A 22,523-nucleotide genomic window follows, 5' to 3' on the forward strand; every position below is an offset into this window, starting at 1 on the left:
CGGGTATGGATATTCGCACACGATTGCTCGAAACCGCCGAGCAGCTCTTCGACAGGCACGGTTTCACCGCTACCGGCATGGATCGGCTGACGCAGGGCGCAGGTATCTCGAGCCGCACGCTCTACAAGCACGTCGGCAACAAGAACGGCCTGATCGCGGCGGTCTTGAACGAGCGCGACCGCCGCTTCCACCGCCAGGTGGAAACCGACAGCGTCGATGCGTTATTCGGCGCGCTGGAGATCTGGTTGGCCCAGGAGGCCGCGCGGGGTTGTCTGTTCCTGCGTGCCTGGGGGGAAACCGGCGGCGACGTGCCGGAGATCGCCGAGGCGATGGCACGCCACAAGCAGCGCATGCGGGAGCGGATCGACGCCATCGTCGTCGCGGAGATCGGTCGGCAGGACGATGAGCTCGCCGAGTCGATTCAACTGCTGTTCGAGGGCGCGACCCACGCGGCGGCATATCGCGGCGTGGCGACCGTCGAGGTCGCACGGCGGGCGGCGCACCGGCTGGCCGGTCTCGCGCGGATCGCGTAACGGCGGCACTCGAATCGAACGCTAGCGGCTCGCCAACCGCCGCCAGCGACACCGCCGAGCGCTGACCGTACGAGCGTCATCAGGTACACACGACCGGCGCCTGCGCCGGGGCTCGATACGTCCGTAATGAAAACGATCGTTTTACATTCAGCAACACGATGCCGGCCACGGGCCGAGGGGAGCACACCGCATGACGCGCACCGAATGCCGCCTGATCGTCGCCGGCACCATGCTGATCGGCACCACCTACGGCCTGGCGCGCTTCGCCTACGGGCTGTTCCTGCCCAGCATGCGCGAGGAAGTCGGCTTGAGCGCAACCCTGGCCGGCATCATCGGCAGCGGCGCCTATGTCGGCTACTGCCTCGCCATCGTGCTCAGCGCGCTGCTGGTGGAACGCTTCGGGCCGCGCCGGATCGCCGTCTCCGCCGCCCTGATCGCGGCGGTGGGCATGGCGGGCGTCGCCGTCAGCACGCAGGCGATATGGCTAGCCGGCGCCGTGCTGCTCGCCGGGACGAGCACCGGCCTGGCCTCGCCGCCCATGGCGCAGGCGGTGTCCCGCGCGATCACCGTGCCTCGGCAAGGGCGGGCCAACACCGTCATCAATGCCGGTACCAGCCTAGGCGTCGCCGTCTCCGGACCGGTCGCGTTCATCGCCACCGGCCAGTGGCGGCTCGCCTACGCCGCCTTTGCCGTCGCCGCGTTGCTCAACGCCCTGCTGTTGTTGATCAGTGTGCCACGCACCAGCGCCAGCGATACCGCCAAGGCGGCCGATGGCCAGGACGACGACCGCTCCGGCGGGCTCTGGCGGCCCCGCGCATTGACGCTGATCGCCGCAGCCACCGGCATGGGCATGGCCAGCGCCGCCTTCTGGACCTTCTCGAGCGAGGTGGTCATCACGCTGGGGCACTTCGAGCAGGCCACGGCCAACATCGCCTGGATCCTGATCGGCGTCGCGGGCTTGGTGGGTGGCGCGGCGGGCGACCTGATCGCGCGCTTCGGCCTCAACACCGTGCATCGCGGCAGTCTCGCGGCGATGGCCGGTGCGCTCGGGCTGCTGGTACTCAGCCCCTCGAACCTGGCGGCGGTGTTCGTCTCGGGCGCACTGTTCGGCGCGGCCTACATCATGCTGACCGGCGTCTATCTCGTCTGGGGCATCCGGCTGTATGCGGACCGCCCCGCCATCGGGCTGGGGCTCCCCTTTTTGATGATCGCCGTGGGGCAGATCGTCGGCTCGCCTCTCGCGGGCTACCTTATCGGCAGCCGAGGGTATCTCGTCTGCTTCATCGCCTTTGCGCTGATCGCGGTGGCCACGGCTCTCATCGGCGACAGGACCACCGAGCGCGCGGCGCTCCAACCGGCTTCCACTTCCCCCTGACATCTACGTCCCCGACAGATGCAGCGGCACTCACGGGACCTGTCAGGTTCTTGAAGGCAACGCGAGAAGGAGAAGGTATGCATAACGAGGCGCAGTATCGCAAAAGCGAGCGAGACGAGCGTTCACCCGACGACCGGGCCGAGCATGAGCAGGCGCTGAAGGTGATGTACATGCCGGCGATGCCGCCTACCGGGCTCTTCGTCTGGAGCAAGAAGACACTCCAGCGACTTCTGGAAAAGGTACGATCCTGATGCACTTGGAGGCACACAGCACGAGACGGCATCCCCTGTGGGCATGACCCGCAGGGGATGCCGGTTTTTTACGGCGGACAATGCGTCGATTTTCCACTTTCCCCTGACGACAGGAGCTCTCAATGGCAGGTGCAACGGCACTCGTGGTTCTCGCCTCATTTTGCTGGGGTTTATCGGGCGGCATCGGCGGCATGCTCATGGCGGACGACTGGGACGCGTTCGTCGTCTCGTTCTACCGGGGCGCCATCGGCCTAGTGTTCGTGCTCGGCTGGCTGGCGATCCGCCCCCGCCATAGCGGGTTGAGCAACCCTCGCCTCTGGGGCTGGTCGGCGGTGGCCGGTCTGGGGGTCGCGGGCAACTTCGCGTTTTACTTCCTCAGCATCTCGCAGGGCAGCGTCGCGGTGGCGGCGACCCTGATGTACTCGGCGCCGATCTTCGTCTACCTGCTCTCGTTCGTGCTCAAGCTCGAAAAACCCACGCCGCTGAAGTGGGCCGCCATCGTGGTGGTGATGCTCGGCATCGTGCTGCTGACGCGCATCTATGACGTCGGTGCGGGCGGGATCACCCTGCTCGGTGTGGGCGCCGGGCTGCTGGCCGGGGTCTCCTACGCGGTGTTCATCTTCGGGTTCAAGTACGCGGCGCCGCACGGCAGCCCGCAGGCCATTCTGGTGATCGCCTTCGCGGTTCTCGCCATGCTCCTGGCCGGCCTCGGCGATACCAGCCAAACCCTGGACGTGCTGCATACACCGGACTGGCCGCTGTTCGTCACGCTGGGGATACTCGGCGCCGGGCTCTCGTTCATCTTCTACGTCAACGGCCTGCACCACACCGCCCCGGCCGTGGCCTCCATCGTCGCCATGGTGGAACCCGTCACCGCCTCGCTCTTCGGTGTCGTGGTCCTCGGCGAAAGCCTGGTGAGCATCCAGATCGTCGGGATGGTGCTGATCCTCGCCACGGTGACCGCGCTGAGCGTCTACTCGAGTCCCAAGGAATGAGTCGGGGGCGGGGAATTCATGTAGCCGACGGAACACCCCGCCGCCACCCTGCTGTCATCTGGTGCTGGCGGCTAGACGCGCCCCCAAGGCAACGAACATGGCACCAAGGCCGCGATCCATCCACATCCCGACTCGCGGACTTGCCTTCAAGAAAGCGCCCAGCTTCGCCCCCATCATTACCAAGAGGGGCTCGATAAAAGCCGCGACCACGATAATCAAGCTGCCATGCAAGAACAGCTGGGCACTCACCGGCCCGGCACCTTCCACGACGAATTGCGGCAAGAAGGCGAGAAAGAAGATGGCCACTTTGGGGTTCAGCGCGGACACCAGCACTCCTTGCCAATAGACCGACTGCGCCTTTGCGTCCCGGCCCCCGCCATTGGAAATAAAAGAATCACCCTTGGATAACAGCATCTTGACGCCGAGCCATATCAAATAGACAGCCCCTACCCACTTGATCACCGAAAACGCCAACGCCGATGTGGCCAGAATGGCCGACAGGCCCGCCGCCGCCATGGCCACATGCAATGCCGTTCCTGACCACCCCCCGAGCATCGCAGCGAACCCATGTCGACGTCCGCTGCGTAGCGTCTGGCCTAGCATGAACGCGATATCCGGCCCCGGAGAAAGGTTCAGAAGCACCGCCGCTGACAAAAACGCCAGCCAATGCACCAACGAATAATCGAACATATCGAGATTCCTTTTATTTCTACGTCAACGGCTTGTGTCCAAGAGCCCAAAGGGTGAGCGTAGCGAATCAAAATCGCTTATGTCTCATCACTTGGCAGCCCGATCAGGTCGGTAACGCCGACATCAATGCCCAACTGCGTAAGAAGCGTTGTAGCCTGGCCACGATGATGTGTCTGATGGTTAAAGAAATGTGAAAGGGCAAACCAAAGCGGATATCGCCGAAGCACGGGATTTACGATGCCGGTATAGATCAAGTCTTCGTCTAAATCTTGCGGAGAAAGCGAGGCTACCCATTCGATTATGCGGTTGTCCTCAGCCTCGCGCTCGCTTCGAAGGACATCGAAGTCTGAGTAGAGCTCATGATCTAGTGACGTGATATGGAATGGCTTACCCGTAAACCGCCCCATCCAGACCCGATCAGTAAGTAGCAAATGGTTAAGAGTGCCATGAATCGATTTGAAAAAGGCACCCATATCGCGCTTCCGCTTCTCATCTGACAACCCAGAGCAGCACTCGTAGATTTTCTGATTCATCCAGCGGTTATATCGCGCCATCGTTTGAATATGCATTTGGCTTACGTCCTCATCTGTCTCGCCGCCCAACGCTGCAGATATCTCATCTGGATACTCATCAAGGCTGCCAACGCCAGAATTAAATGCGCCTTCGCGCTGATCGCGGTGCCTCGGCCCTCCTCGGGTATAGCACCGCTGGGAGCGTGGTGCTATCCAGCGTCACGCCTCATGAGGCGGACGTGAATTCGATGCGACCCGCCAAACGCATCAGCTCGCCTTTTGCCGGCGTGACCACCGTGTGCGCCTGACGCGCTTCAAGATCCAGCACATGCACGATGGTGCTGCCGATATGCTCTTGCCAAGAAAGCATGATCAAGCCATCACGCAGTGCCACGGCTTCGTAATCGACCGTATCAGCGAAGCCGAGGTTATCCCCGGCAACGATCTCCACGGTGAGCGTGTTGTGCGTCTCGATGGTGATTCGTGGCGTAAAGGCTGGGAACTGGATCTCCAGCACATCACCCACGCGCAGTGATGGCCGAACCTCAGGCTCCATATTCACTCCTGCTTGCAGAAAGCACCCGTCCACGCGTAACGCACTGTCAGTCCTTCATTGGCCGCAGCGAATGTCGGCTTCACACGCGACCTCAAAATTCACCGAATTCGCAATGAAGCATAGCGAATGCGCTTTCTCATGAAGAGACGTCGCTAGCTCGCTATCGTCGTTTTGGCCGATGCTGACGGTGGGCTTGAGTGTCACTTTATCGAAATGACCGCCGCCACTTTTGGTCTCAATCATACGGCCTTCGGCGTTATCCTCGTAACTCGACACCGTGATGCCGGCATCCGCACACAGGTGTAGATACCAGAGCATGTGGCATGCAGAGAGCGAGCTCAGCAACAGCTCCTCCGGATTATAGCGGGACGAGTCACCAAGAAATGCCGGATCCGCCGACCCGGCGATTGTTGGTTTATCGCCACAGGTTATTTCATGATCGCGCGAGAAGGCGCGGTAGTGCTTTGTACCTTCGCCTGAATTACCGGTCCAGACGACGGTAGCAGAATAATTGTGCTCGCCTCTTTGTGGCATCGGTGGCTCCCTCTAAGATAAGTTATTTATATAACGTCGTAACCAAGCTTCTTTTTGAAACGCGGCAGAACTTTTAGCCAACGCTTTTAATGAACTGTTAAACACTCTCTAGTTCAGCCAGAGCTTCATCCCTTCATGCGACGCTTTAAAACCAAGCTTCTCGTAAAAACGAATTGCGTCCGGCCTTTTCTTGTCACTAGTTAATTGGACGATCAGGCAGCCTTTTTCCTTAGCTCGCTGTATTGCCCACTCGAAAAGCTTGGCACCAATCCCATCTCCTCGCTTAGACGACGCAACACGAACGCCCTCAACCAACGCTCGCCAGCTTCCGATATAAGTCAGGTAAGGGATCAACGTCATTTGGAGCATACCAAGCAATTGGCCGTCCGATTCACAAACCACAAGCTCGTTATTTGGATCATTTTGGATAGCTTCGAATGCTCTGATGTAGCCGACTTTCAACGGCGTCCCCGGCGACTCACGGGTTTGCCCAAGTTCATCATCAGCAAGCATTTCGACTAGTGATGCGAGATCATCTGATCGCGCTTCGCGGAAGTGATACTCTTCCATTGCTACTCTACCTCGCTATTTTTTAGGACGTTATTTCCTGCTCGACATTCCTTTAACATGCGTGACAGCATTAATGGGTTAATATCCAGCGCTTCCGCGACCCCTTGAACACCTAGATGGGTATGATGCCTCGACCTCACCGCCTTCACCTTGAATTCCGGGATGTAACGTTGGTTGCTCATGGCGCTTCCTCCTATGCACTCATCATAGGCCAGAAGTGTCCACTAGAGTGGGGGAAGTCCAATCATAGGCCAGAAGTGTCCACTAGAGTGGGGGAAGTCCATGTCCGAGTTGATGACATTGTTAGCTCTCGCTCTTTGAATCCTCACCGATATAACGTACCAAAAGGCGACCGAGAGTAGTTATTCGGTTTGAGCGCCCGTCTTGTTCAATAAGTCCGAATCGAAGGAGAGCATTCTTATAGCTGTCCTGCAACGCACCTCGATCAATCTGCTCCTGTGGCGCGCCCATTTCGCGACTTACTGGTTCTAAAACGTCCGGGTGTTTCTCCACTAACTCGCTGTACGGACCGCGACCCAAAGTGGGATTCATTGAATAGAAAATAAGCCATAGAACCTCTGGATCGGTCAATTCTCGAAACAGATTTAGAAGCTTGCGCGATTCTTCGTATTTAATTTCCTCTGTGGTAAGGCTACGCCCGACTAATCGTGCTAATCTCTCTTTACGCTCTTCTGCAACCGATCGCGCGGCCTGTATCAATCCCTCCTCCATAACATCCAGCCCCTTCGGGGTTTGGAGATTACGTTCAAAAATCTCGAGGCGGGCATCAACGGCGGTGATTTCGCCCTCAAGCTGGCGCAGGAATTCCACCACCCTATCTAAACGCTGATTCGGAATAAGTGTGCCTATAGCTTCCGAAGCCATAGGGCCTATTACCGGACAGGCTCCCGCTACGCCTTTGGCTACCGAAACAAGACGATCACGGGAGTTCGAATCAAGGTCTGACATGAAAAGAGGCTCCTCAGAGGTCTAACGACGAAGCTCAGTTGCCGCCGGCGCAGGCGAAGCCTGCGGAGGGAACCCGAAGCGCGGCAGCGCTTTGGCCAGTCAACTGCAGCGACCTGTTATGCATGCGTCACCTAACGAACGACTACGATGAACCGCTTATACGCTAGATGACGCATACGTAGATTTAACTTCGCTTAGTTTTTACAGCCGTTTTTTTCGCAATTAATACGCTCGGAACTGGCTACCCAGTGATCCGGTTTTTTTGTAGTATCAAAGCCACAGCCGGTGTGACCCCCTTTTGATCCACGATGCACTTCGCCAGTTTCTTTGTGCTTGACTGCCATTTTTTCTCCTCCTTTTTAGGCCTGCCTCATCAGTCTCGGTCGGCCATTTCCGAGAGACGCTATTTCAAGCGTTTCGGCACCAGTGTTTTTTCTTTGCATAACGCCCGGCTCATGCGCCGGTTTGGAGCCGCTAAGCGGCGGAAAACCGGTCGCCGTGCAGCCGGTTGTTATAAATTCATTGGCTCATTACTTCTGATGCATCCGAAGAGACATCCTCGTCTTCAAAATATTGACAGATCATTATTCGATTGTCGTAAGTTAGATCTATCCAGTGCCGCTTCCATATGACGAAGGAGTCCCACGACTTGCCCATGATTTTTCTCTTGGACATATTGTCAAACGAGGCCTCGACTGCTTTAAGGTACGCCTCTTCAAGAGGGGTCCCCTTAATGTCCATTATTGCCCCAATATGAACAAGCCAACCAGCCAAATGCTTGTATTGCTGCCAAGCGCCAGTGTCCCTAGTAAAACCGCGTTTCCTTTCAAATATATCCTTGAGAAACTTAACCACCTTGGAGTGGGATACAATAATTCCGTTTGACGACAGTGTTGCTATAATTTCGTAGAAAGAGTCTCGCTTTTTCAAATATGAATCTGTTAACCTTTTTTCACCCTCTAAGACAGGCATCAAAAGATCTCGAGAACTCGATACCCTTTCTTTAATTTTCTCGTGTTTTGTATCTATTTTTCTAAGAAAATTCTCAACATCTGTACTTTCGATCACTCGAAGCCCGTAGCTTCTGTCGTAGTAGTCCTTGATGTTCTTATCCACAGGATTTCTCGAAAGAAAAAATAGATTCTGTCTATTTATATCATGAATTCTGTTGGACCTAATGTTATTAAGTATGGCTTTAAAATTAACATCCCCAAGTGAGTAGCCGATTATAACCGTCGTGCTTTCTTCAATTAGTGTTTGAACTTTTTTTGCAAAGTAGTCAGGGTAGTTAATAAATCGAAAATAATCATCCGCAGTCACAATCATTTTCTTTGGATACTTTACAGAACCATGCACATGATAAACTTGATAGTTTTTTGCCTGCCTGTTTATTGGGTACCCTATTGAGTATGATGTACACTTATCATCCCCGATCAGTTCTTCCTCTATCAAAAGGTCATAATTTGTAGTGATGAAAGTTACAGCTGGGAGCCCCTCTAGTACCTTTTTGGTTTCTTCGCCTGATTCCCCAAGCTCCAAGTTTCCAATAACCTTTGATATTTCTGTGTGAAGACAGTGCCCTTGGCTATCCATCTTTACTTTAATGATGCTGGCACATTCTTCCAAAGACATGATTGGGCTGTCATTCGGAAATAATTGCTCTGCCAGTTCTTCACCACCACTAATTTTCTCACAGCAGGTTTTTAACAGGCTCAACCAACTAGGAGCAGCCCCATCCGTTAAGTGCATGGAAAAGCCAGTTCCCACGAAGAAGCTCAACGATTGGGACTCTAGTGCGTAAGCCAATTCATAATATGGATCCAACATTCCCCCTATTTATAACAGGTATTAGATAGCTTGCTCGATTCCCCACTTGAACGCGCCCACATGTTCTATAAACCTTATATAGCCCGCCATTTCGCACCTAAGCCATTGATTTTAAATAACACTAAAAATAACTCGGCAATCCATGCAAAATTCGCATGCTTGCGCGTTTTACCGGGACGAATATGCGGAATGATGAGTAACAGCAGCAGGTCACGGGTATGGGCACGCTACCGCCCCTACCCTGCAAGCCGTGATGTCCCGGCCATCCCATACGGTAGTCCCATGTCGTTCTTTTATATGACCGTCTAAATGGCCTTAGTGAATCAGAGTATTCAAGAGTGGTGATGGATGCAAAACGGCAGTTGGTCGTAGAGGTGGGGCTGGTATTAACGCATGAAGGGAAAATGCCCTCTCCGCCGGGGCGAGCCGTGAGTGGCGGTGACGGAGAGGGTGGGGAGGTGCGGTTTACGAGGTGGCGATGCCGGCCCCGGCGGCGCGCGCGGCGTGCAGCTTGCGGTAGCTTTCGATCAGGCGCTGGTGGCGGTCGATGCCTTCCAGCCCCATGCTGGTGGGCGTCAGCCCGGGGAAGCGTATCTCGTCGTTCACCGCGCCGATCACCTGGCGCATGGTCTCTTCGCCGAACATCCGCGTGAGGTTGCGGTGGTAGTCGTTGAAGTCGAGGTCATCGTCCAGGGCGATCTCCAGCACCGCTTGCATGGCTTGATGGAACAGGCCGCGCTGCACGGTGTTGTCGTTGAATTGCAGGAACATCTGGACGTGCTCCAGCGCTGCTTCGTACTCGCCCAGAGCGATCTCAATCAGCAGCTTGAGCTCGAGGATGGTCAGCTCGCTCCACACGGTGTTGTCATCGAACTCGATGCCGATCAGCGTGCCGACCTTGATGTGGTCGTCGAGCTGGCTTTCTTCTAGGCGCTCGAGTAGGTCGGCGAGGCGCTCATCCTCGAGTGTGTGCAGATTGAGAATGTCCGCGCGGAAGTCCAGCGCCATGTTGGTGTTGTCCCACACCAGGTCCTCGACCGGGTATACCTCGGAATAGCCCGGCACCAGGATGCGGCACACCGGCGCGCCCAGGTCCTCGTGCTCCATCACGTAGGCTTCCAGGCCCTGGTCGGCGAGCAGTCCGTAGAGGCGCTCGGCTTCTTCCGCGGTGGTGCCGGCGAAGTCCCATTCGTGGAAGTCGAGATTCGCGCGGTCGCTGAAGAAGCGCCAGGAGATCACCCCGGAGGAGTCGATGAAGTGCTCGACGAAGTTGTTGGGCTCGGAGACCGCCAGCGAGCTGAAAGTCGGCTGCGGCAGGTCGTTCAGGCCCTCGAAGCTGCGCCCCTGGAGCAGCTCGGTGAGGCTGCGCTCCAGCGCGACCTGGAAGCTCGGGTGCGCACCGAAGGAGGCGAACACACCGCCGGTGCGCGGGTTCATCAGGGTCACGCACATCACCGGGTAGCGGCCGCCGAGCGAGGCGTCCTTGACCAGCACCGGGAAGCCCTGGGCCTCCAGTGCGGCGATGCCTTCCTGAATGCCGGGGTACTTGGCCAGCACCTCTTCCGGCACGTCCGGCAGGACGATCTCTTGCTCGATGATTTCCTTCTTCACCGCGCGCTCGAAGATCTCGGAAAGGCACTGCACCTCGGCCTCGGCGAGCGTGTTGCCGGCGCTCATGCCGTTGCTGAGGTAGAGGTTCTCGATCAGGTTGGAAGGGAAGTACACCGTCTCGCCATCGGAGCGGCGCTTGAACGGCAACGCGACGATGCCGCGATCCTTTCGCCCGGAGTTGGTGTCGATCAGGTGCGAGCCGCGCAGCTCGCCGTCCGGATCGAAGATCGCCCGGCAATGTGCGTCGAGCAGCCCGGCGGGCAGCGCGTCGTCGTCTTCCAGCGGGAACCAGCGCTCGCTGGGATAGTGGACGAAGGCGCTATCGGCGATCGCCTCGCCGAAGAACTGGTCGTTGTAGAAGAAGTTGCAGGAGAGGCGCTCGATGAACTCGCCCAGCGCCGAGCACAGCGCCGCTTCCTTGGTCGCGCCCTTGCCGTTGGTGAAACACATCGGCGAGGCCGCGTCGCGCAGATGCAGCGACCAGACGTTGGGCACGATATTGCGCCACGAGGCGATCTCGATCTTCATGCCCAGATCCTCGAGGATCCGGGTCATGTTGGCGATGGTGCGCTCCAGCGGCAGGTCCTTGCCCTCGATCCAGGTTTCGCCGCCTGCGTCGCCGTCCTTGGCGTTCGTGCCCATCAACAGCGCCTGGGCGTCCTCGTCGATGTTCTCGACCGTCTCGATCTGGAATTCGGGCGCGTTCTGGATCACGCGCTTGACGCTGCAGCGCTCCGCCGCGCGCAGGATACCGGTGCGGTCCTTCTCGGAAAGGTCCTCCGGCAGCTCCACCTGGATCTTGAAGATCTGGTTGTAGCGATTCTCGGGGTCGACGATGTTGTTCTGCGACAGCCGGATGTTCTCGGTGGGGATGTCCCGCGCGTTGCAGTACAAGCGCACGAAATAGGCCGCACACAACGCCGAGGAGGCCAGGAAGTAGTCGAACGGACTCGGCGCCGAGCCGTCGCCCTTGTAGCGAATGGGCTGGTCGGTCTCGACGGTGAAGTCGTCGAACTTGGCCGCCAGCCGCAGGTTTTCGAGAAAGTTGACCTTGATTTCCATGTACACGAACCGGGTTGGTGTCGGGTGCGCCCAGGGGACGAATTGCCGGCCATTATCCGGGTTTCAAGCGGGTGTGTCTTGGGGTGCGGGAGAAAGGCAGGGGCACCGAAAGCGGAACCGTTCGGCGCCCGACAATGGCAGGGTCTCAATTAATGGTCCTTTTCAATCGAGCAAGCGCTCAAGAACCTCTTCATGAACCCGAACGTCCGCCTCCTGGAACAACACGAAGCGGATATGCTTGACCGAGGATAACTGGGGCAACATCTCCAGCACCGTCTTGAACGCTACCTGCGTCGCGGCTTCCAGCGGATACCCGAAGGCACCGGTCGAGATCGCCGGGAAGGCGATGGAGCCGAGCTCGTTTTGCTCGGCCAGTTCGAGCGCGTTGCGATAACAAGCCGCCAGCAGCGGCTCGGCAGGCTCGTCCACGCCGTACACCGGGCCCAGGCAATGCACCACCGAGCGATTGGGCAAATTATGAGCACCGGTGATCACCGCTTGCCCCGGCTGAATGGGTGCCAGCGGCTGGCATTCCCGCTCCAGCTCCGGCCCGGCGCCCCGATGAATCGCCCCCGCCACGCCGCCGCCCATCCGCAGCTCCGCATTGGCCGCGTTCACGATGGCGTCCATATCCGGCTGGCGCGCAATATCGCCCTGCACGCACTCGAGCGTGACGCCCTGAAGATTTCGTTTCGTCATGAACTCACCTCAATGGGTATCTGATCCGTTGTCTACACGCACGGCCCAGCAATCATCTTAGCGGCACACGGCGGGCAGTTCGCCGCGTTCGCCGGCGGCTTGGCGAATCATGGTCCGCTTGAGGGGCATGAGCTTGTCTGTACTGGAGAGCCCAACATTACGTATCAATCGTAATGCGGGGTGCTGGGCGCCGAACAGCAAGCGGAAGCCGTCCATCAGCGCCAGCATGGCGGCGTTGTCGCCGCGCCGACGCCGGGCGTAACGCGCCAGGGTGCGAGCATCGCCGAGCGCTACGCCGCGTTGGCGTGCGTGAATGACTTCTTCCGCCAGCACCGCCGCGTCCAGGAAGCCCAGATTGACGCCCTGGCCGGCCAGCGGGTGAATGCTGTGTGCGGCGTCGCCGATCAGGGCCAGGCCCGGTGCGGTGTATTCGCGAGCGTGACGCTGAGTCAGCGGGAAGTGGTGTACCTCGTCGAGCACGTCGATCTTACCTAGCCGGCCTTCCATGGCGGCGTTCAGGGCCTCGGCGAATGCCGCGGGGTCCAGCGCCAGCAGCCGCTCGGCGTGCTCAGGGCGTGTCGACCAGACGATCGAGCAATGGTGGTCGTCTGCGTCGACCCGCAGGGGCAGAAAAGCCAATGGCCCGTCCGGCAGGAAGACCTGACGCGCCACGCCGCCATGGCCATGCTCGCAGCGCAGCGTGGTGACCAGCGCCACATGGCCGGTGTCGTGCTCGCGTACCTCGATGCCCGCCAGGCGGCGAAGCGGGGAGCGTGCGCCATCGGCGGCAACCACTAGCGGCGCCGTCCAGCGGCTGCCATCGTCGAGGGTCAAGGTCTGCGCTTCGCCTTCGCGCTCGATCCCCGACACTCGCGCGCCGAAACGCTGGGTCACGCTCGGCAGGGCGGCAAGGCGTGTTTCGAGCCCCGCCAGGACGACGTCGTTCTCGACGATATGGCCCAGCTCGCGCAGCCCGATATCCGCCGCCTCGAAGGCGATTTCGCCGTTGCCTTCGCCGTCCCAGACGCGCATACCCTGATAGGGCGATACGCGCCGCTCGACCATCCACGGCCAGGCGCCGAGATGCGTCAACAAACGTTGCGATACCGGCGTCAAGGCGCTGACCCGGGGGGCGGGCAGGCCGCAACCGACATCGTCGCTAGCCAGCGGCGCCGGACGGGCGTCGAGTACCGTCACCGAGAGGCCGGCCTCGCCGAGCAGCGCCGCCAGCGCGGCACCGACCATGCCGCCGCCGACGACGATCACCTCGTCGTGTGTCGTCTCTTTCATGTTCGTTTCCTCGTCGGCCGTCATCGCTCCAACCCCATGGCGCGGCGCGCCAGGGTGCGTCGCAACGGGCTCACGATATTGAGCCCCACCAGGCCCGCGGCGCGCAGGTGGGAAAACGCGGCATGCTCGATGCCGAACAGGCGAATCAAGCCATCGCTGAAGCGGATGACGTTACGCCGGTCGGCGGCGCGGCGGGCCTCGAAGTCGCCCAGCAGGCTCGCGCCACCGATGGCTTGGCCACGCGCCAGTCCGACTTCCAGCGCCGTGACCAAGTCCATGACACCCCGCAAGGCAAGATTGAAACCCTGCCCGGCGACCGGGTGCAGCGAGTGGGCGGCGTTGCCCATGATCGCCAGGTGCGGGCGCACTGGTTCGTTGGCGGTGACCAGCGACAGCGGATAGGCGTCACGATGCCCGATGCGCCGAAAGCGTCCCAGGCGGTCGCCGAAGGCCTCTTGCAGCCGCCGCAAGCATTCAGCGTCGCTCCAACCTAGCGTTTCCTCGCGTGGCACCTTGGCGTGGGTCCAGACCAGTGCCATGTGTCGCCCAGCCAGAGGCAATAGCGCCATCGGGCCCTGGGTCGAGAAGCGTTCATAGGCCACACCGGCGTGGTCACGCCCGATCTCGACGTTGGCGATCAAGGCATGCTGTTCATAGGACTGCGCCTGGCTATCGATGCCCAGCCGTTCCTTGAGCCCCGAGCGGCCGCCATCGGCGAGTACCGTCAAGCCGGCCTCGAGGCAGGCGCCGTCGCTGAGGGTCAGGCGGTGGCCGTCTGCAATGGGCGTGATGTCGTCGACACGCGCCGGACAGTGCCAGGTCAACGGTAACGATTCGAGGCCGGCATGCAGCACGCGACCCATCCAGGCATTGGGAATCACGTACCCCAGGGCGTCGAGATGGAACTCGTCGGCCGTCAGCCGCGTCGCCCCGAAACGCCCACGTTCGCTGACGTGGATCTGGCGAATCGGCGTGGCGCGCTCGGCCATCGACGCCCACACCCCGAGCCGCTCGAAATGCCGGCGCGAGCCTTGCGCGATGGCGCTGGCGCGGGCATCGAAGCTGGGCTGATACGTCGTCTGCGTTGCGTTCAACGGCGCGGCTTCGATCACCGCCACGCGCAGCCCGTGGCGCTCGATTAGCGGCGCCAGGGCACATGCCAAGCTGGCGCCGACCAAGCCGCCTCCCACGATGGCGATATCGACCCGATTGCGGGGCATCGCAAACTCTCCCTATCGGCTTCGAAGGTCCTGTCATCAGCGATGGCAAGACACGCTGTTTTGTACCACGTTAAGTGCATGGACGGCAGTCGTGGCGGGCTTTCCCGCCACGGCGGGCCGCTTTACGTATTCGTAACGTAATTACGTAAACAAAAACCATGCGATCAAAAAACGCTCAATCCTCGCGCATAAGGGCCTCAATTTCCGCTACCTCCTTGGGCACGTCCACCGTCAATACCTCGTGCCCTGTAGCGGTCACCGCGACATCGTCCTCGATGCGAATGCCGATGCCGCGATAGGCCTCGGGAATATCCTCGGTATTGGGGATATAGAGCCCGGGTTCGACGGTCAGCACCATGCCCGGTGCCAGCACACGCGGCTCGCCGTCCAGCCGATAGGTGCCGACGTCGTGCACGTCGAGTCCCAGCCAGTGCGACGTCGCGTGCAGGAAGAAACGCCGGTATCCGTGATCGTCGATACGCGCCTCGAGCGGGCCTTCGAGCAGCCCCAGGCGAAGGAGGCCAGCGGTCAGGTCGTGCACTACGCCATCGTGAATCGCGCTCAAGGTCGTACCCGGTGCGACAGCAGCCACGGCACGGCACTGCGCTTCGAGCACGATCTCGTAGAGCTCACGCTGCGCTGGCGTAAAGCGGCCGTTGACCGGGAAGGTCCGCGTAATGTCGCCGGCATAAAGTTCGAACTCGCCCCCGGCGTCGATCAACACCAGGTCGCCGTCGCGAAGCGCAGCACTGTTCTCGATATAGTGCAGCACACAGGCGTCTTCGCCGCCCCCGACAATCGTGGCATACGCCGGTGCGCGGGCGCCGTGCCAGACGAACTCGTGCTCGAGCTCTGCTTGTAGCTGGTACTCCAAAAGCCCCGGACACACGCTTTGCATGGCCCGGCGGTGCGCCTGCGCTGAGATACGCGCGGCGTGGCGCATCAGGCCCAGTTCCGCCTCGCTCTTGATCAGGCGCTGCGCGTGGATCAGCGGTGCGATATCGGCGAAGGCACGCGGTGTACGTTCGCCACGCCGGGCCTGGGGCGCCAATTCGGCGCGCAGCGACTCGGCAAGGGCCAGCATCTCGCCATTATCGAGGGGCAGGTACAGCGTTTCACGGCCCTCGAGTAGCTCGGGCAGCAGGGCGTCCCGGGTGTCGTTCTCGTAGGCTTCATCGACGCCGTAATCCGCCACGGCAGCCTCGGCGCCAATGCGTATCCCGGTCCAGGCTTCCTGGGAAGGGTCCTTCTCTTGGCAGAACAGCACGACTTCGCCAGCGTCGCGACCGGGCAGCAGCACCAGCAGCGCGTCGGGTTCGGGGAAACCGCTCAGGTAGTGGAAATCACTATCCTGGCGAAAAGCGTATTCGCTGTCGCGGTTGCGCGTGACCAGCGAGGCCGCCGAGATCAATACGGCACTATGCGCGGGCAAGGCCGCCATCAACGCCTGGCGGCGGGCACGGTATTCATCGGAAGAAATCGCCGCCGGACGCGGCAGGGCAGTGCGAGGCATGGGCGCTCCTCGGAGGGCGGGAGATGTTGGAGAGAGGCCGGGACAAGCCCGGCCAAGAGATTGATCAGTGAGTCTGTGACGGCGGTGTGGTGGCGTCGTCACCCTCGGAATTCTCGACGCGCTCGACCTGGGGTTGGCCGGGGTGCTGCTCGGTATAGAGCATCATGGCGGCCATGCGCGCATGCTCGGTCAAGGCGAAGAGATCGTTCTCGTTCTCGGCGTTGTCCTCGAGTTCGATCTCCAGGCTGACGAGCGAGCCAAGGTCTTCGAGAACTTCGCGCAGGGCCGACGACCAGTCATCACTCTGACCGCCGGCTTCGACGATGGCTTCCAGAAAGCCCTGAGTCCATTCCTGGAGGCCGTGCGCACGCTCGGCGAGGGAGAACAAGTCATCGGGCAGCAGCGGCTCGAAGTTGAGCTCTGGCGCGGCCAGGGCGTCCAACGCCTGCCGCCGCCAGGCGAGCAGGACTTCGCCGTCTTCGCGGCTATTGGGTTGGTCGACACCCAGGGTTGCGCAGACTTCCTCGAGCCAGGTATCGGCGCTGATGTCGGCCAGCGCCAGGCGTGCGCACAATCGGCCGTCGAGAAACGCCGGTGACTGCATGCTACCGTGAGCGAGAAAGGTGTCGGCGACACGTGAAAAATCGAGTTGTTCGTCGATAAGGGACATGAAGCGGTCCTGTGATGCAGGCCGCCGGGCCGCGTTGACCGCGACCGGGCGGCTCTTTATAGTGATCAATGGCTTACATGGCGGCGAACGTAGGCTCGCGACGGCAGGATGCCAATGTCGTCGAGACCGTTCCCTCCACCGCGCATGACGCGGAAACTTGGTTCCATCTTACCGCATCGGGCCCGACCTTGGCCCGCTCTGGAGCGATCCATGAACGACGCCTCGCGGCAGACGACCGAGATCACGTTGCTGGGACGCCCCTACGTGATCGCTTGCCCGCCCGATCAGGAAGACGAGCTAAAGCGCGCGGCGCGCTATCTGGATCGTGCCATGAACGGTATCCATTCCCAGGGCAAGGTGCAGGGCGCCGAGAAGATCGCCATCATGGCGGCGCTGAACATCACCCACGAACTCCTCGAAGCGCTCGACACCCAGCGCGAGAGCGAGTCCAGCCTGGCTCGCCTAAGCGAGCGTCTGGAACAAGCCTTGACCGATGCGCCCGCTGCCGACGACAAACCCTCGGGCTGACGTTTAGGCCTTGCCCGACAAGCGTCGGTTCGTTACGACAGGGTGCTATACAAAAAAGGGGCTATACGGGGAAAGACTCTATACGAAAAGTGCCTGGCGCTTTGGCCGCGCCCCGGTCTCTGCTAGGATAGAGGCGTTCCCTGAAGTGTTCGCCAGTCGTTATAGTCCCTCGAGCCTATGCGCATTACTAGGGGGCCAAGTACTAGACGGGTCTGTGTGCATGTCCGTGCGACGGAAAGCCTGATGACTCGTCTGCGGCCACCCACCTTGAACCTTTAGGTTCAGGGCCAGAACGACAGCGGCACTTTGGGGAACCTCACCGAACATGACGCACGAACCCCCTCTCGAACTATCCGATCGACGCAGCCTACGCCGCGAATTGCGTCAGCGTCGACGCCGACTCTCCGTATCCCAGCGCCGTCAGGCCGCCTATGCGCTATGCCGCCGCCTGCGCCGGTTGCCAGAGGTCAAACGTGCGCGCCGCGTCGCGCTCTATCTACCCAACGACGGCGAGATCGACCCGACACCGCTGATCGCATGGTTCCGACGCCGCGGCGTCCGGGTCTATCTCCCGGTTCTGCGCCCGCTATCCGACAATCGCCTGTGGTTCGTGCATTACCACGCCCAAACGCCCATGCGTACCAACCGCTTTTCCATCTCGGAACCGAGCACGCGCCATGGCGCGCATCGCGCCCGGCGCCTGCCGGCCTGGGCACTGGATCTGGTGCTTATGCCGCTGGTTGGTTTCGATGCTCAAGGCAATCGGCTAGGCATGGGCGGCGGCTTCTATGATCGTACCTTCGCCTTTCGGCGCCTGCGCCGCCCGCATCCGTGCCTGATCGGCCTTGCCCACGACTGCCAGTACGTCGAGCGACTGCCCATCGCGGGCTGGGATGTGCCCCTCGACGCCATCGTCAGCGACGCCCGCACCGTACGTCCGTAACGCAAGCGGCCGACGATGGAGAACCATCGTCGGCCGCTCGGCGGACTATGCAAGCACTCGGACGTTCAAGACGACCGGCGAATACGCCCAGATAGCGGGGCGCTCATCAAGTGCCCATCAATGTCTGTGCGTAACCCGTCGCCACGACACCCAAGCCAAACAACATTACTAAAGCCATGACCAAATCAGGCTTGCGTTTCATTTCCTGCTCCGTAAAGGACTGTTTCTTATAGCACCCCAAATAACGCTTACGACTATAGGGCCAGGCGTATGGGTTGACAACTGGCCTCGGGCATAAGAATGAAACGTTTGGTTAACGAACGATGTTTTTATTTGACATTCGTGATATTACTATCATGAGAACCTATGGTAATACAGATTCTCATAACCAGAGCCTATGAAGGCGCCATGGCATGGCGCCGGACGGTTCACGCCATGAACAGGCGATAAGCGGGATTGTCGGATTCTTTCCAGTAGCGATAACCGATCCGCTCGAAGTGTTCCTCGACATGAGCACGGTCGCCGTTGGGAATCTGCATGCCCACCAGGACCCGGCCATACGCCGCACCGTGATTGCGATAGTGAAACAGCGAGATGTTCCAATCGGCGGGCAAATGGGTCAGGAAGTTCATCAACGCACCGGGGCGCTCGGGAAACTCGAAGCGATAGACTTCCTCGCTGAAGTGTTCCTTGGGACGTCCGCCGCCGAGATGGCGAATGTGCAGTTTGGCAAGCTCGTTATCGGTGAGATCCTCCACCGGGTAATCGGCCTCGCGCAGCTTGTCGATCACCGCCTGGCGATCATCGCCGCCCGGCTTGACCTGCACGCCGACAAAGATATGCGCCTGCTCAGGATCGGCGTAGCGATAGTTGAACTCGGTGACCATGCGCTTGCCGATGGTCTTGCAGAACTTCTTGAAGCTGCCGGGGCGCTCGGGGATCGTCACCGCCAGGATCGCCTCGCGCTGTTCGCCCAGCTCAGTGCGCTCGGCAATGTGCTGAAGACGGTCGAAATTGGTATTGGCGCCCGAGTTGATGCACAACAGCGTCTGGCCATCGACGCGCTCTTGCTGGATATACTTCTTGAGCCCGGCCAGTGACAACGCGCCGGAGGTCTCGGCAACAGCGCGCGTGTCCTCGAAGATATCCTTGACCGCCGCGCATATCTCGTCGGTAGTGACCGTGACCACACCGTCGATCCAGTGGCGCAGGATCTCGAACGGTGCCTCGCCAATCTGCGCCACGGCGACACCCTCGGCGAACACGCCGACCTGGTCGAGGGTAACGCGCTCGTTGGCTTCCATGGCCGCCTTGAGGCAGGCCGAGTCTTCCGCCTCGACCCCGTAAACCTTGATTTCGGGGCGCAGGTACTTGATATAGGCCACCACGCCGGCGAGCAGGCCGCCACCGCCGACGGGGACGAAGATCGCATCCAACTGCCCGCTATGCTGACGCAGGATTTCCATGCCCACCGTTCCCTGGCCGGCGATCACATCGTTGTCGTCGAAGGGTGGAATGTAGGTATAGCCATGCGCGTCGATCAGTTCGCGTGCATGCGCCAATGCCTCGCCGAAGGCATCGCCCTTGAGCACGACCTTGGCCCCTCGGGCGCGTACCGCCTGAACCTTGATCTCCGGTGTGATGCGCGGCATGACGATGATCGCCTTGACGCCCATCTGCTTGGCGGCCATGGCCAGGCCCTGGGCGTGATTGCCGGCGGAGGCGGCGATCACGCCCTTGGCCTTTTGCTCTTCGCTGAGCTGGGCCATCTTGTTGTAGGCGCCGCGAATCTTGAAGGAGTAGACCGGCTGCAGGTCCTCACGCTTGATCAAAATCGTGTTGTTGAGACGGCGGGAAAGGAGGGGAGCAGGGGATATGGGTGTTTCCCGGGCCGCTTCGTATACGCGTGCCTGGAGGATTTTCTTGACGGTCTCTTCTAGCATTCTGGTGTGTCCTGCGAAATCGCGCGTCTCATTGTGAAACCGGCGCCATGGGGCGGCCAACCGGTAGCAAACTTCCATTGTTAGCAGAGGGCGCGGTATAGCGTCCAGTCCCGCGCGTGCCGTCATGTCTCTTATGCGGCGCGGATAAGCTCTATAATGGGCACGGATTTCGCCGATACTCTTTTACAAGAGCGTTTATACGAACGCTGATATGAACGTTTACACAGACGTCTTACGACGCGATACGAACGCCCATACGGACGCACCATGACCCAAGACGAACTCAAGCGCGCGGTGGCTGCCGCCGCCATCGAGGATATCAAGCCCTTGCTCGGCCGCGACACCATCATCGGCGTGGGCACCGGCTCCACCGCCAATTTCTTCGTCGACCTGCTGGCCGAGCACAAGCACGACTTCCAAGGCGCAGTGGCAAGCTCGGACGCCACGGCCGAACGCCTGCGAGGACACGGCATCGATGTCTTCGAACTCAACCACGTGGGCACGGTGCCGGTTTATGTCGACGGCGCCGACGAGATCGATGCGCACTTCAATATGATCAAGGGCGGCGGCGCGGCGCTGACGCGCGAGAAGATCGTCGCGGCCTGCGCCGAGCGTTTCGTGTGCATCGCCGACGCCTCCAAGCACGTCGACGTACTCGGCGGCTTCCCGCTGCCCATCGAGGTGATTCCCATGGCGCGCTCCTATGTGGCGCGGGAGATGGTCAAGCTGGGCATCACACCGGTCTACCGCGACGGTGTGGTCACCGACAACGGCAACCAGATCCTCGACGGCTACGAATGCCTGTTCGAGGACCCCAAGGCCATGGAGCAGCGCCTCAACAATATCGTCGGCGTAGTCACCAACGGGCTCTTCGCCCAGCGCGGCGCCGACGTGCTGCTGTTGGGAACGAATGAGGGTGTCGAGCGCTATACGCCCTGAGCGTGTACATCCGCCGGCAGACGCGCCGCGATACCTTTCAGCGTCTTTTCCAAGGCGCCGCGATTGGCGGCCACCACCGCTTCGCCGGCGGCGCCTAGCCGGCGGCGCTGCTCGGGGTCGTCGGCGAGGGTCGCCAGGGCGTCGCCCAAGGCCTCGGCAGCGTCGATCTCGCATAGCGCCTGGGCCTCGCGCAGGGTCTCGGCGATGTCCTGAAAGTTTTCCAGATGCGGCCCGGTAAGTACCGGCACGCCGAGGGCGGCGGGTTCGAGCAGGTTGTGCCCGCCGATGGGCACCAGGCTGCCGCCCACGAAGGCGGCGTCCGCCGCGGCGTAAAAGCGCATCAGCTCGCCCATGGTGTCGCCCAGCAGGACGCTCGTCTCGGCGCTGGGCGTTTCACCTTGCGAACGCCGCGCGAGGCACTCGCCGCGTGCCTCGCAGAGCTCGGCCACCGCCGAAAAGCGCTGCGGATGACGCGGCACCAACACCAGCAGTGCCTGAGGATGCGTGCGTCGCAGGCGGGCATGCGCGGCCAGTACTTGCTCGTCTTCGCCCTCATGGGTCGAGCCGGCCACCCACACGAATCGCGCACCCCACTGGGTATGTAATCGCTCACCCTCATCGCGCAATTCTGCATTGATAGGCAGATCGAACTTGATCGAGCCCACGACGTCGCCACGCTCACCGGCCAATCCCAGTGCCGTGAAACGCTCGAGATCCGCCGGCGACTTGGCCGCCAGCCAGCTCACCGCGCCCAGTGCGCCACGCAGCAATGGCGCCACCTTGCGATAGCCCTGGAAGGCCTTATCCGAGAGCCGAGCGTTGGCGACGACCACAGGCACATTCTGCCGATCACATGCTGCCAGCAGGTTGGGCCACAGCTCGGTCTCGACGATGATCGCCAGGCGCGGTCGCAAGCGCTTCACGAAACGCCGCGCCGCGCCCGGGAAGTCCAGCGGCAGGAAGTAATGCGTCAGCGCATAGCGCTCGACGGGAAACAGCGCCCGTACACGCTCGGCGCCGGTCGCGGTCATGGTGGTGACCACCAGACGGTGGTCGGCATGACGCCGCGCCAGAGCCTCGATCAAGGGCCGTGCCGCCAGCACCTCGCCGACCGAAGCGGCATGCAGCCAGATCGTCGGCGTGCCGTCCGTCGCGTCGGCGATTAGCCCCAATCGTTCCGCACGCTTGTTAGTGAGCGCATGCTCACGCCATACACGCCACCATACGAAGGGTGACAGAAGATACAACGCGCCGCTATAGAGGCCGCGCGCGAGACGGGGCGTGAGCATCGCG

At 60.7% G+C, this 22,523-nt stretch carries 24 protein-coding genes and 2 other RNA genes; 8 read left to right on the forward strand and 18 right to left on the reverse strand.

Features of this window, described 5'->3' with window-relative positions; genetic code table 11:
• Window positions 1–5: 5 nt before the first annotated feature.
• The 4 genes from KZO83_RS11465 to KZO83_RS11480 all read left to right on the forward strand — a co-directional run bounded on the left by KZO83_RS11465 (window position 6) and on the right by KZO83_RS11480 (window position 3,154).
• Window positions 6–533: a TetR/AcrR family transcriptional regulator gene (locus KZO83_RS11465; protein WP_247620914.1), complete on the forward strand. Its 528-nt coding sequence runs from the start codon at window positions 6–8 to the stop codon at window positions 531–533.
• A 190-nt stretch (window positions 534–723) separates the two neighbouring features.
• Window positions 724–1,908 carry an MFS transporter gene (locus tag KZO83_RS11470; RefSeq protein WP_247620915.1) on the forward strand — a complete coding sequence of 395 codons (1,185 nt, stop codon included), beginning with the start codon at window positions 724–726 and terminating at the stop codon, window positions 1,906–1,908.
• A 77-nt stretch (window positions 1,909–1,985) separates the two neighbouring features.
• Window positions 1,986–2,159: a hypothetical protein gene (locus KZO83_RS11475; RefSeq protein ID WP_179702983.1), complete on the forward strand. Its 174-nt coding sequence runs from the start codon at window positions 1,986–1,988 to the stop codon at window positions 2,157–2,159.
• Window positions 2,160–2,281: 122 nt separating this feature from the next.
• A complete protein-coding gene (locus KZO83_RS11480; protein ID WP_247620916.1) occupies window positions 2,282–3,154 on the forward strand; it encodes a DMT family transporter in 873 nt (290 codons plus the stop codon).
• A 54-nt stretch (window positions 3,155–3,208) separates the two neighbouring features.
• Here the strand turns inward: KZO83_RS11480 and KZO83_RS11485 are convergent, their stop codons facing one another.
• From KZO83_RS11485 to KZO83_RS11560, 16 genes are all read right to left on the reverse strand, one after another.
• Entirely contained in the window at window positions 3,209–3,844 is a 636-nt protein-coding gene (locus KZO83_RS11485) for a LysE family translocator (protein WP_247620917.1), read from the reverse strand.
• Window positions 3,845–3,921: 77 nt separating this feature from the next.
• Window positions 3,922–4,413, reverse strand: a complete 492-nt coding sequence (locus tag KZO83_RS11490) for a DinB family protein (RefSeq protein WP_247620918.1) — start codon at window positions 4,411–4,413, stop codon at window positions 3,922–3,924.
• Window positions 4,414–4,582: 169 nt separating this feature from the next.
• Window positions 4,583–4,912, reverse strand: coding sequence for a MoaF-related domain-containing protein (locus KZO83_RS11495; RefSeq protein ID WP_247620919.1), 330 nt, complete (start codon window positions 4,910–4,912; stop codon window positions 4,583–4,585).
• 54 nt (window positions 4,913–4,966) lie between these two features.
• The gene (locus KZO83_RS11500; RefSeq protein ID WP_247620920.1) at window positions 4,967–5,446 is read right to left on the reverse strand and encodes an OsmC family protein; all 480 of its coding nucleotides are present in this window, start codon (window positions 5,444–5,446) and stop codon (window positions 4,967–4,969) included.
• Window positions 5,447–5,554: 108 nt separating this feature from the next.
• Window positions 5,555–6,016, reverse strand: coding sequence for a GNAT family N-acetyltransferase (locus tag KZO83_RS11505; RefSeq protein WP_247620921.1), 462 nt, complete (start codon window positions 6,014–6,016; stop codon window positions 5,555–5,557).
• Window positions 6,017–6,018: 2 nt separating this feature from the next.
• On the reverse strand, window positions 6,019–6,198 hold the full coding sequence (locus KZO83_RS11510) for a hypothetical protein (protein WP_247620922.1): 180 nt from the start codon (window positions 6,196–6,198) through the stop codon (window positions 6,019–6,021).
• A gap of 121 nt (window positions 6,199–6,319) precedes the next feature.
• Window positions 6,320–6,985 carry a hypothetical protein gene (locus KZO83_RS11515; protein WP_247620923.1) on the reverse strand — a complete coding sequence of 222 codons (666 nt, stop codon included), beginning with the start codon at window positions 6,983–6,985 and terminating at the stop codon, window positions 6,320–6,322.
• 194 nt (window positions 6,986–7,179) lie between these two features.
• Window positions 7,180–7,329: a hypothetical protein gene (locus KZO83_RS11520; RefSeq protein WP_247620924.1), complete on the reverse strand. Its 150-nt coding sequence runs from the start codon at window positions 7,327–7,329 to the stop codon at window positions 7,180–7,182.
• Window positions 7,330–7,344: 15 nt separating this feature from the next.
• Window positions 7,345–7,408: hammerhead ribozyme type II (locus KZO83_RS11525), an RNA gene on the reverse strand.
• A 96-nt stretch (window positions 7,409–7,504) separates the two neighbouring features.
• The gene (locus KZO83_RS11530; RefSeq protein ID WP_247620925.1) at window positions 7,505–8,764 is read right to left on the reverse strand and encodes an SIR2 family NAD-dependent protein deacylase; all 1,260 of its coding nucleotides are present in this window, start codon (window positions 8,762–8,764) and stop codon (window positions 7,505–7,507) included.
• A gap of 513 nt (window positions 8,765–9,277) precedes the next feature.
• Window positions 9,278–11,485, reverse strand: a complete 2,208-nt coding sequence (locus KZO83_RS11535; RefSeq protein WP_247620926.1) for an OsmC domain/YcaO domain-containing protein — start codon at window positions 11,483–11,485, stop codon at window positions 9,278–9,280.
• A gap of 162 nt (window positions 11,486–11,647) precedes the next feature.
• Window positions 11,648–12,184 (reverse strand): macro domain-containing protein, encoded by a 537-nt coding sequence (locus tag KZO83_RS11540; protein WP_247620927.1) that lies wholly within the window; start codon window positions 12,182–12,184, stop codon window positions 11,648–11,650.
• Window positions 12,185–12,241: 57 nt separating this feature from the next.
• Window positions 12,242–13,498: a UbiH/UbiF/VisC/COQ6 family ubiquinone biosynthesis hydroxylase gene (locus tag KZO83_RS11545; protein ID WP_418904309.1), complete on the reverse strand. Its 1,257-nt coding sequence runs from the start codon at window positions 13,496–13,498 to the stop codon at window positions 12,242–12,244.
• A complete protein-coding gene (gene ubiH / locus KZO83_RS11550) occupies window positions 13,495–14,694 on the reverse strand; it encodes a 2-octaprenyl-6-methoxyphenyl hydroxylase (protein ID WP_247620929.1) in 1,200 nt (399 codons plus the stop codon). The genes KZO83_RS11545 and ubiH overlap by 4 nt, the downstream gene beginning before the upstream one ends.
• A gap of 175 nt (window positions 14,695–14,869) precedes the next feature.
• Window positions 14,870–16,207 carry a Xaa-Pro aminopeptidase gene (pepP, locus tag KZO83_RS11555; protein WP_247620930.1) on the reverse strand — a complete coding sequence of 446 codons (1,338 nt, stop codon included), beginning with the start codon at window positions 16,205–16,207 and terminating at the stop codon, window positions 14,870–14,872.
• 64 nt (window positions 16,208–16,271) lie between these two features.
• A complete protein-coding gene (locus tag KZO83_RS11560) occupies window positions 16,272–16,877 on the reverse strand; it encodes a UPF0149 family protein (RefSeq protein WP_097021536.1) in 606 nt (201 codons plus the stop codon).
• A 210-nt stretch (window positions 16,878–17,087) separates the two neighbouring features.
• On the opposite strand from KZO83_RS11560, the gene KZO83_RS11565 reads away from it, so the two are divergent.
• The 3 genes from KZO83_RS11565 to KZO83_RS11575 all read left to right on the forward strand — a co-directional run bounded on the left by KZO83_RS11565 (window position 17,088) and on the right by KZO83_RS11575 (window position 18,348).
• Window positions 17,088–17,405 (forward strand): cell division protein ZapA, encoded by a 318-nt coding sequence (locus tag KZO83_RS11565; RefSeq protein ID WP_097021535.1) that lies wholly within the window; start codon window positions 17,088–17,090, stop codon window positions 17,403–17,405.
• A 134-nt stretch (window positions 17,406–17,539) separates the two neighbouring features.
• Window positions 17,540–17,722: non-coding RNA, 6S RNA (gene ssrS, locus KZO83_RS11570), on the forward strand.
• An 8-nt stretch (window positions 17,723–17,730) separates the two neighbouring features.
• Window positions 17,731–18,348: a 5-formyltetrahydrofolate cyclo-ligase gene (locus KZO83_RS11575; protein WP_247620931.1), complete on the forward strand. Its 618-nt coding sequence runs from the start codon at window positions 17,731–17,733 to the stop codon at window positions 18,346–18,348.
• A 428-nt stretch (window positions 18,349–18,776) separates the two neighbouring features.
• Here the strand turns inward: KZO83_RS11575 and ilvA are convergent, their stop codons facing one another.
• Window positions 18,777–20,417 carry a threonine ammonia-lyase, biosynthetic gene (gene ilvA / locus KZO83_RS11580; protein WP_336296578.1) on the reverse strand — a complete coding sequence of 547 codons (1,641 nt, stop codon included), beginning with the start codon at window positions 20,415–20,417 and terminating at the stop codon, window positions 18,777–18,779.
• Window positions 20,418–20,558: 141 nt separating this feature from the next.
• Between ilvA and rpiA the strand changes: the two genes are divergently transcribed.
• Window positions 20,559–21,230: a ribose-5-phosphate isomerase RpiA gene (gene rpiA / locus KZO83_RS11585; protein WP_178998845.1), complete on the forward strand. Its 672-nt coding sequence runs from the start codon at window positions 20,559–20,561 to the stop codon at window positions 21,228–21,230.
• Here rpiA and waaA read toward each other — a convergent pair.
• Window positions 21,218–22,519 (reverse strand): lipid IV(A) 3-deoxy-D-manno-octulosonic acid transferase, encoded by a 1,302-nt coding sequence (gene waaA / locus KZO83_RS11590; RefSeq protein WP_247620932.1) that lies wholly within the window; start codon window positions 22,517–22,519, stop codon window positions 21,218–21,220. The genes rpiA and waaA overlap by 13 nt on opposite strands.
• Between the last annotated feature and the right edge of the window lie 4 nt (window positions 22,520–22,523).

Origin of the sequence: Chromohalobacter moromii, assembly GCF_023091865.1 — a bacterium.
GTDB classification, from domain to species: Bacteria; Pseudomonadota; Gammaproteobacteria; order Pseudomonadales; family Halomonadaceae; genus Chromohalobacter; species Chromohalobacter moromii.

Coding starts and splice junctions, on each gene's coding strand:
- KZO83_RS11465 (WP_247620914.1), top strand. CDS start 6: ATGGATATTCGCACACGATTGCTCGAAACCGCCGAGCAGCTCTTCGAC.
- KZO83_RS11470 (WP_247620915.1), top strand. CDS start 724: ATGACGCGCACCGAATGCCGCCTGATCGTCGCCGGCACCATGCTGATC.
- KZO83_RS11475 (WP_179702983.1), top strand. CDS start 1,986: ATGCATAACGAGGCGCAGTATCGCAAAAGCGAGCGAGACGAGCGTTCA.
- KZO83_RS11480 (WP_247620916.1), top strand. CDS start 2,282: ATGGCAGGTGCAACGGCACTCGTGGTTCTCGCCTCATTTTGCTGGGGT.
- KZO83_RS11485 (WP_247620917.1), bottom strand. CDS start 3,844: ATGTTCGATTATTCGTTGGTGCATTGGCTGGCGTTTTTGTCAGCGGCG.
- KZO83_RS11490 (WP_247620918.1), bottom strand. CDS start 4,413: ATGCATATTCAAACGATGGCGCGATATAACCGCTGGATGAATCAGAAA.
- KZO83_RS11495 (WP_247620919.1), bottom strand. CDS start 4,912: ATGGAGCCTGAGGTTCGGCCATCACTGCGCGTGGGTGATGTGCTGGAG.
- KZO83_RS11500 (WP_247620920.1), bottom strand. CDS start 5,446: ATGCCACAAAGAGGCGAGCACAATTATTCTGCTACCGTCGTCTGGACC.
- KZO83_RS11505 (WP_247620921.1), bottom strand. CDS start 6,016: ATGGAAGAGTATCACTTCCGCGAAGCGCGATCAGATGATCTCGCATCA.
- KZO83_RS11510 (WP_247620922.1), bottom strand. CDS start 6,198: ATGAGCAACCAACGTTACATCCCGGAATTCAAGGTGAAGGCGGTGAGG.
- KZO83_RS11515 (WP_247620923.1), bottom strand. CDS start 6,985: ATGTCAGACCTTGATTCGAACTCCCGTGATCGTCTTGTTTCGGTAGCC.
- KZO83_RS11520 (WP_247620924.1), bottom strand. CDS start 7,329: ATGGCAGTCAAGCACAAAGAAACTGGCGAAGTGCATCGTGGATCAAAA.
- KZO83_RS11535 (WP_247620926.1), bottom strand. CDS start 11,485: ATGGAAATCAAGGTCAACTTTCTCGAAAACCTGCGGCTGGCGGCCAAG.
- KZO83_RS11540 (WP_247620927.1), bottom strand. CDS start 12,184: ATGACGAAACGAAATCTTCAGGGCGTCACGCTCGAGTGCGTGCAGGGC.
- KZO83_RS11545 (WP_418904309.1), bottom strand. CDS start 13,498: ATGACGGCCGACGAGGAAACGAACATGAAAGAGACGACACACGACGAG.
- ubiH (WP_247620929.1), bottom strand. CDS start 14,694: ATGCCCCGCAATCGGGTCGATATCGCCATCGTGGGAGGCGGCTTGGTC.
- pepP (WP_247620930.1), bottom strand. CDS start 16,207: ATGCCTCGCACTGCCCTGCCGCGTCCGGCGGCGATTTCTTCCGATGAA.
- KZO83_RS11560 (WP_097021536.1), bottom strand. CDS start 16,877: ATGTCCCTTATCGACGAACAACTCGATTTTTCACGTGTCGCCGACACC.
- KZO83_RS11565 (WP_097021535.1), top strand. CDS start 17,088: ATGAACGACGCCTCGCGGCAGACGACCGAGATCACGTTGCTGGGACGC.
- KZO83_RS11575 (WP_247620931.1), top strand. CDS start 17,731: ATGACGCACGAACCCCCTCTCGAACTATCCGATCGACGCAGCCTACGC.
- ilvA (WP_336296578.1), bottom strand. CDS start 20,417: ATGACGGCACGCGCGGGACTGGACGCTATACCGCGCCCTCTGCTAACA.
- rpiA (WP_178998845.1), top strand. CDS start 20,559: ATGACCCAAGACGAACTCAAGCGCGCGGTGGCTGCCGCCGCCATCGAG.
- waaA (WP_247620932.1), bottom strand. CDS start 22,519: ATGCTCACGCCCCGTCTCGCGCGCGGCCTCTATAGCGGCGCGTTGTAT.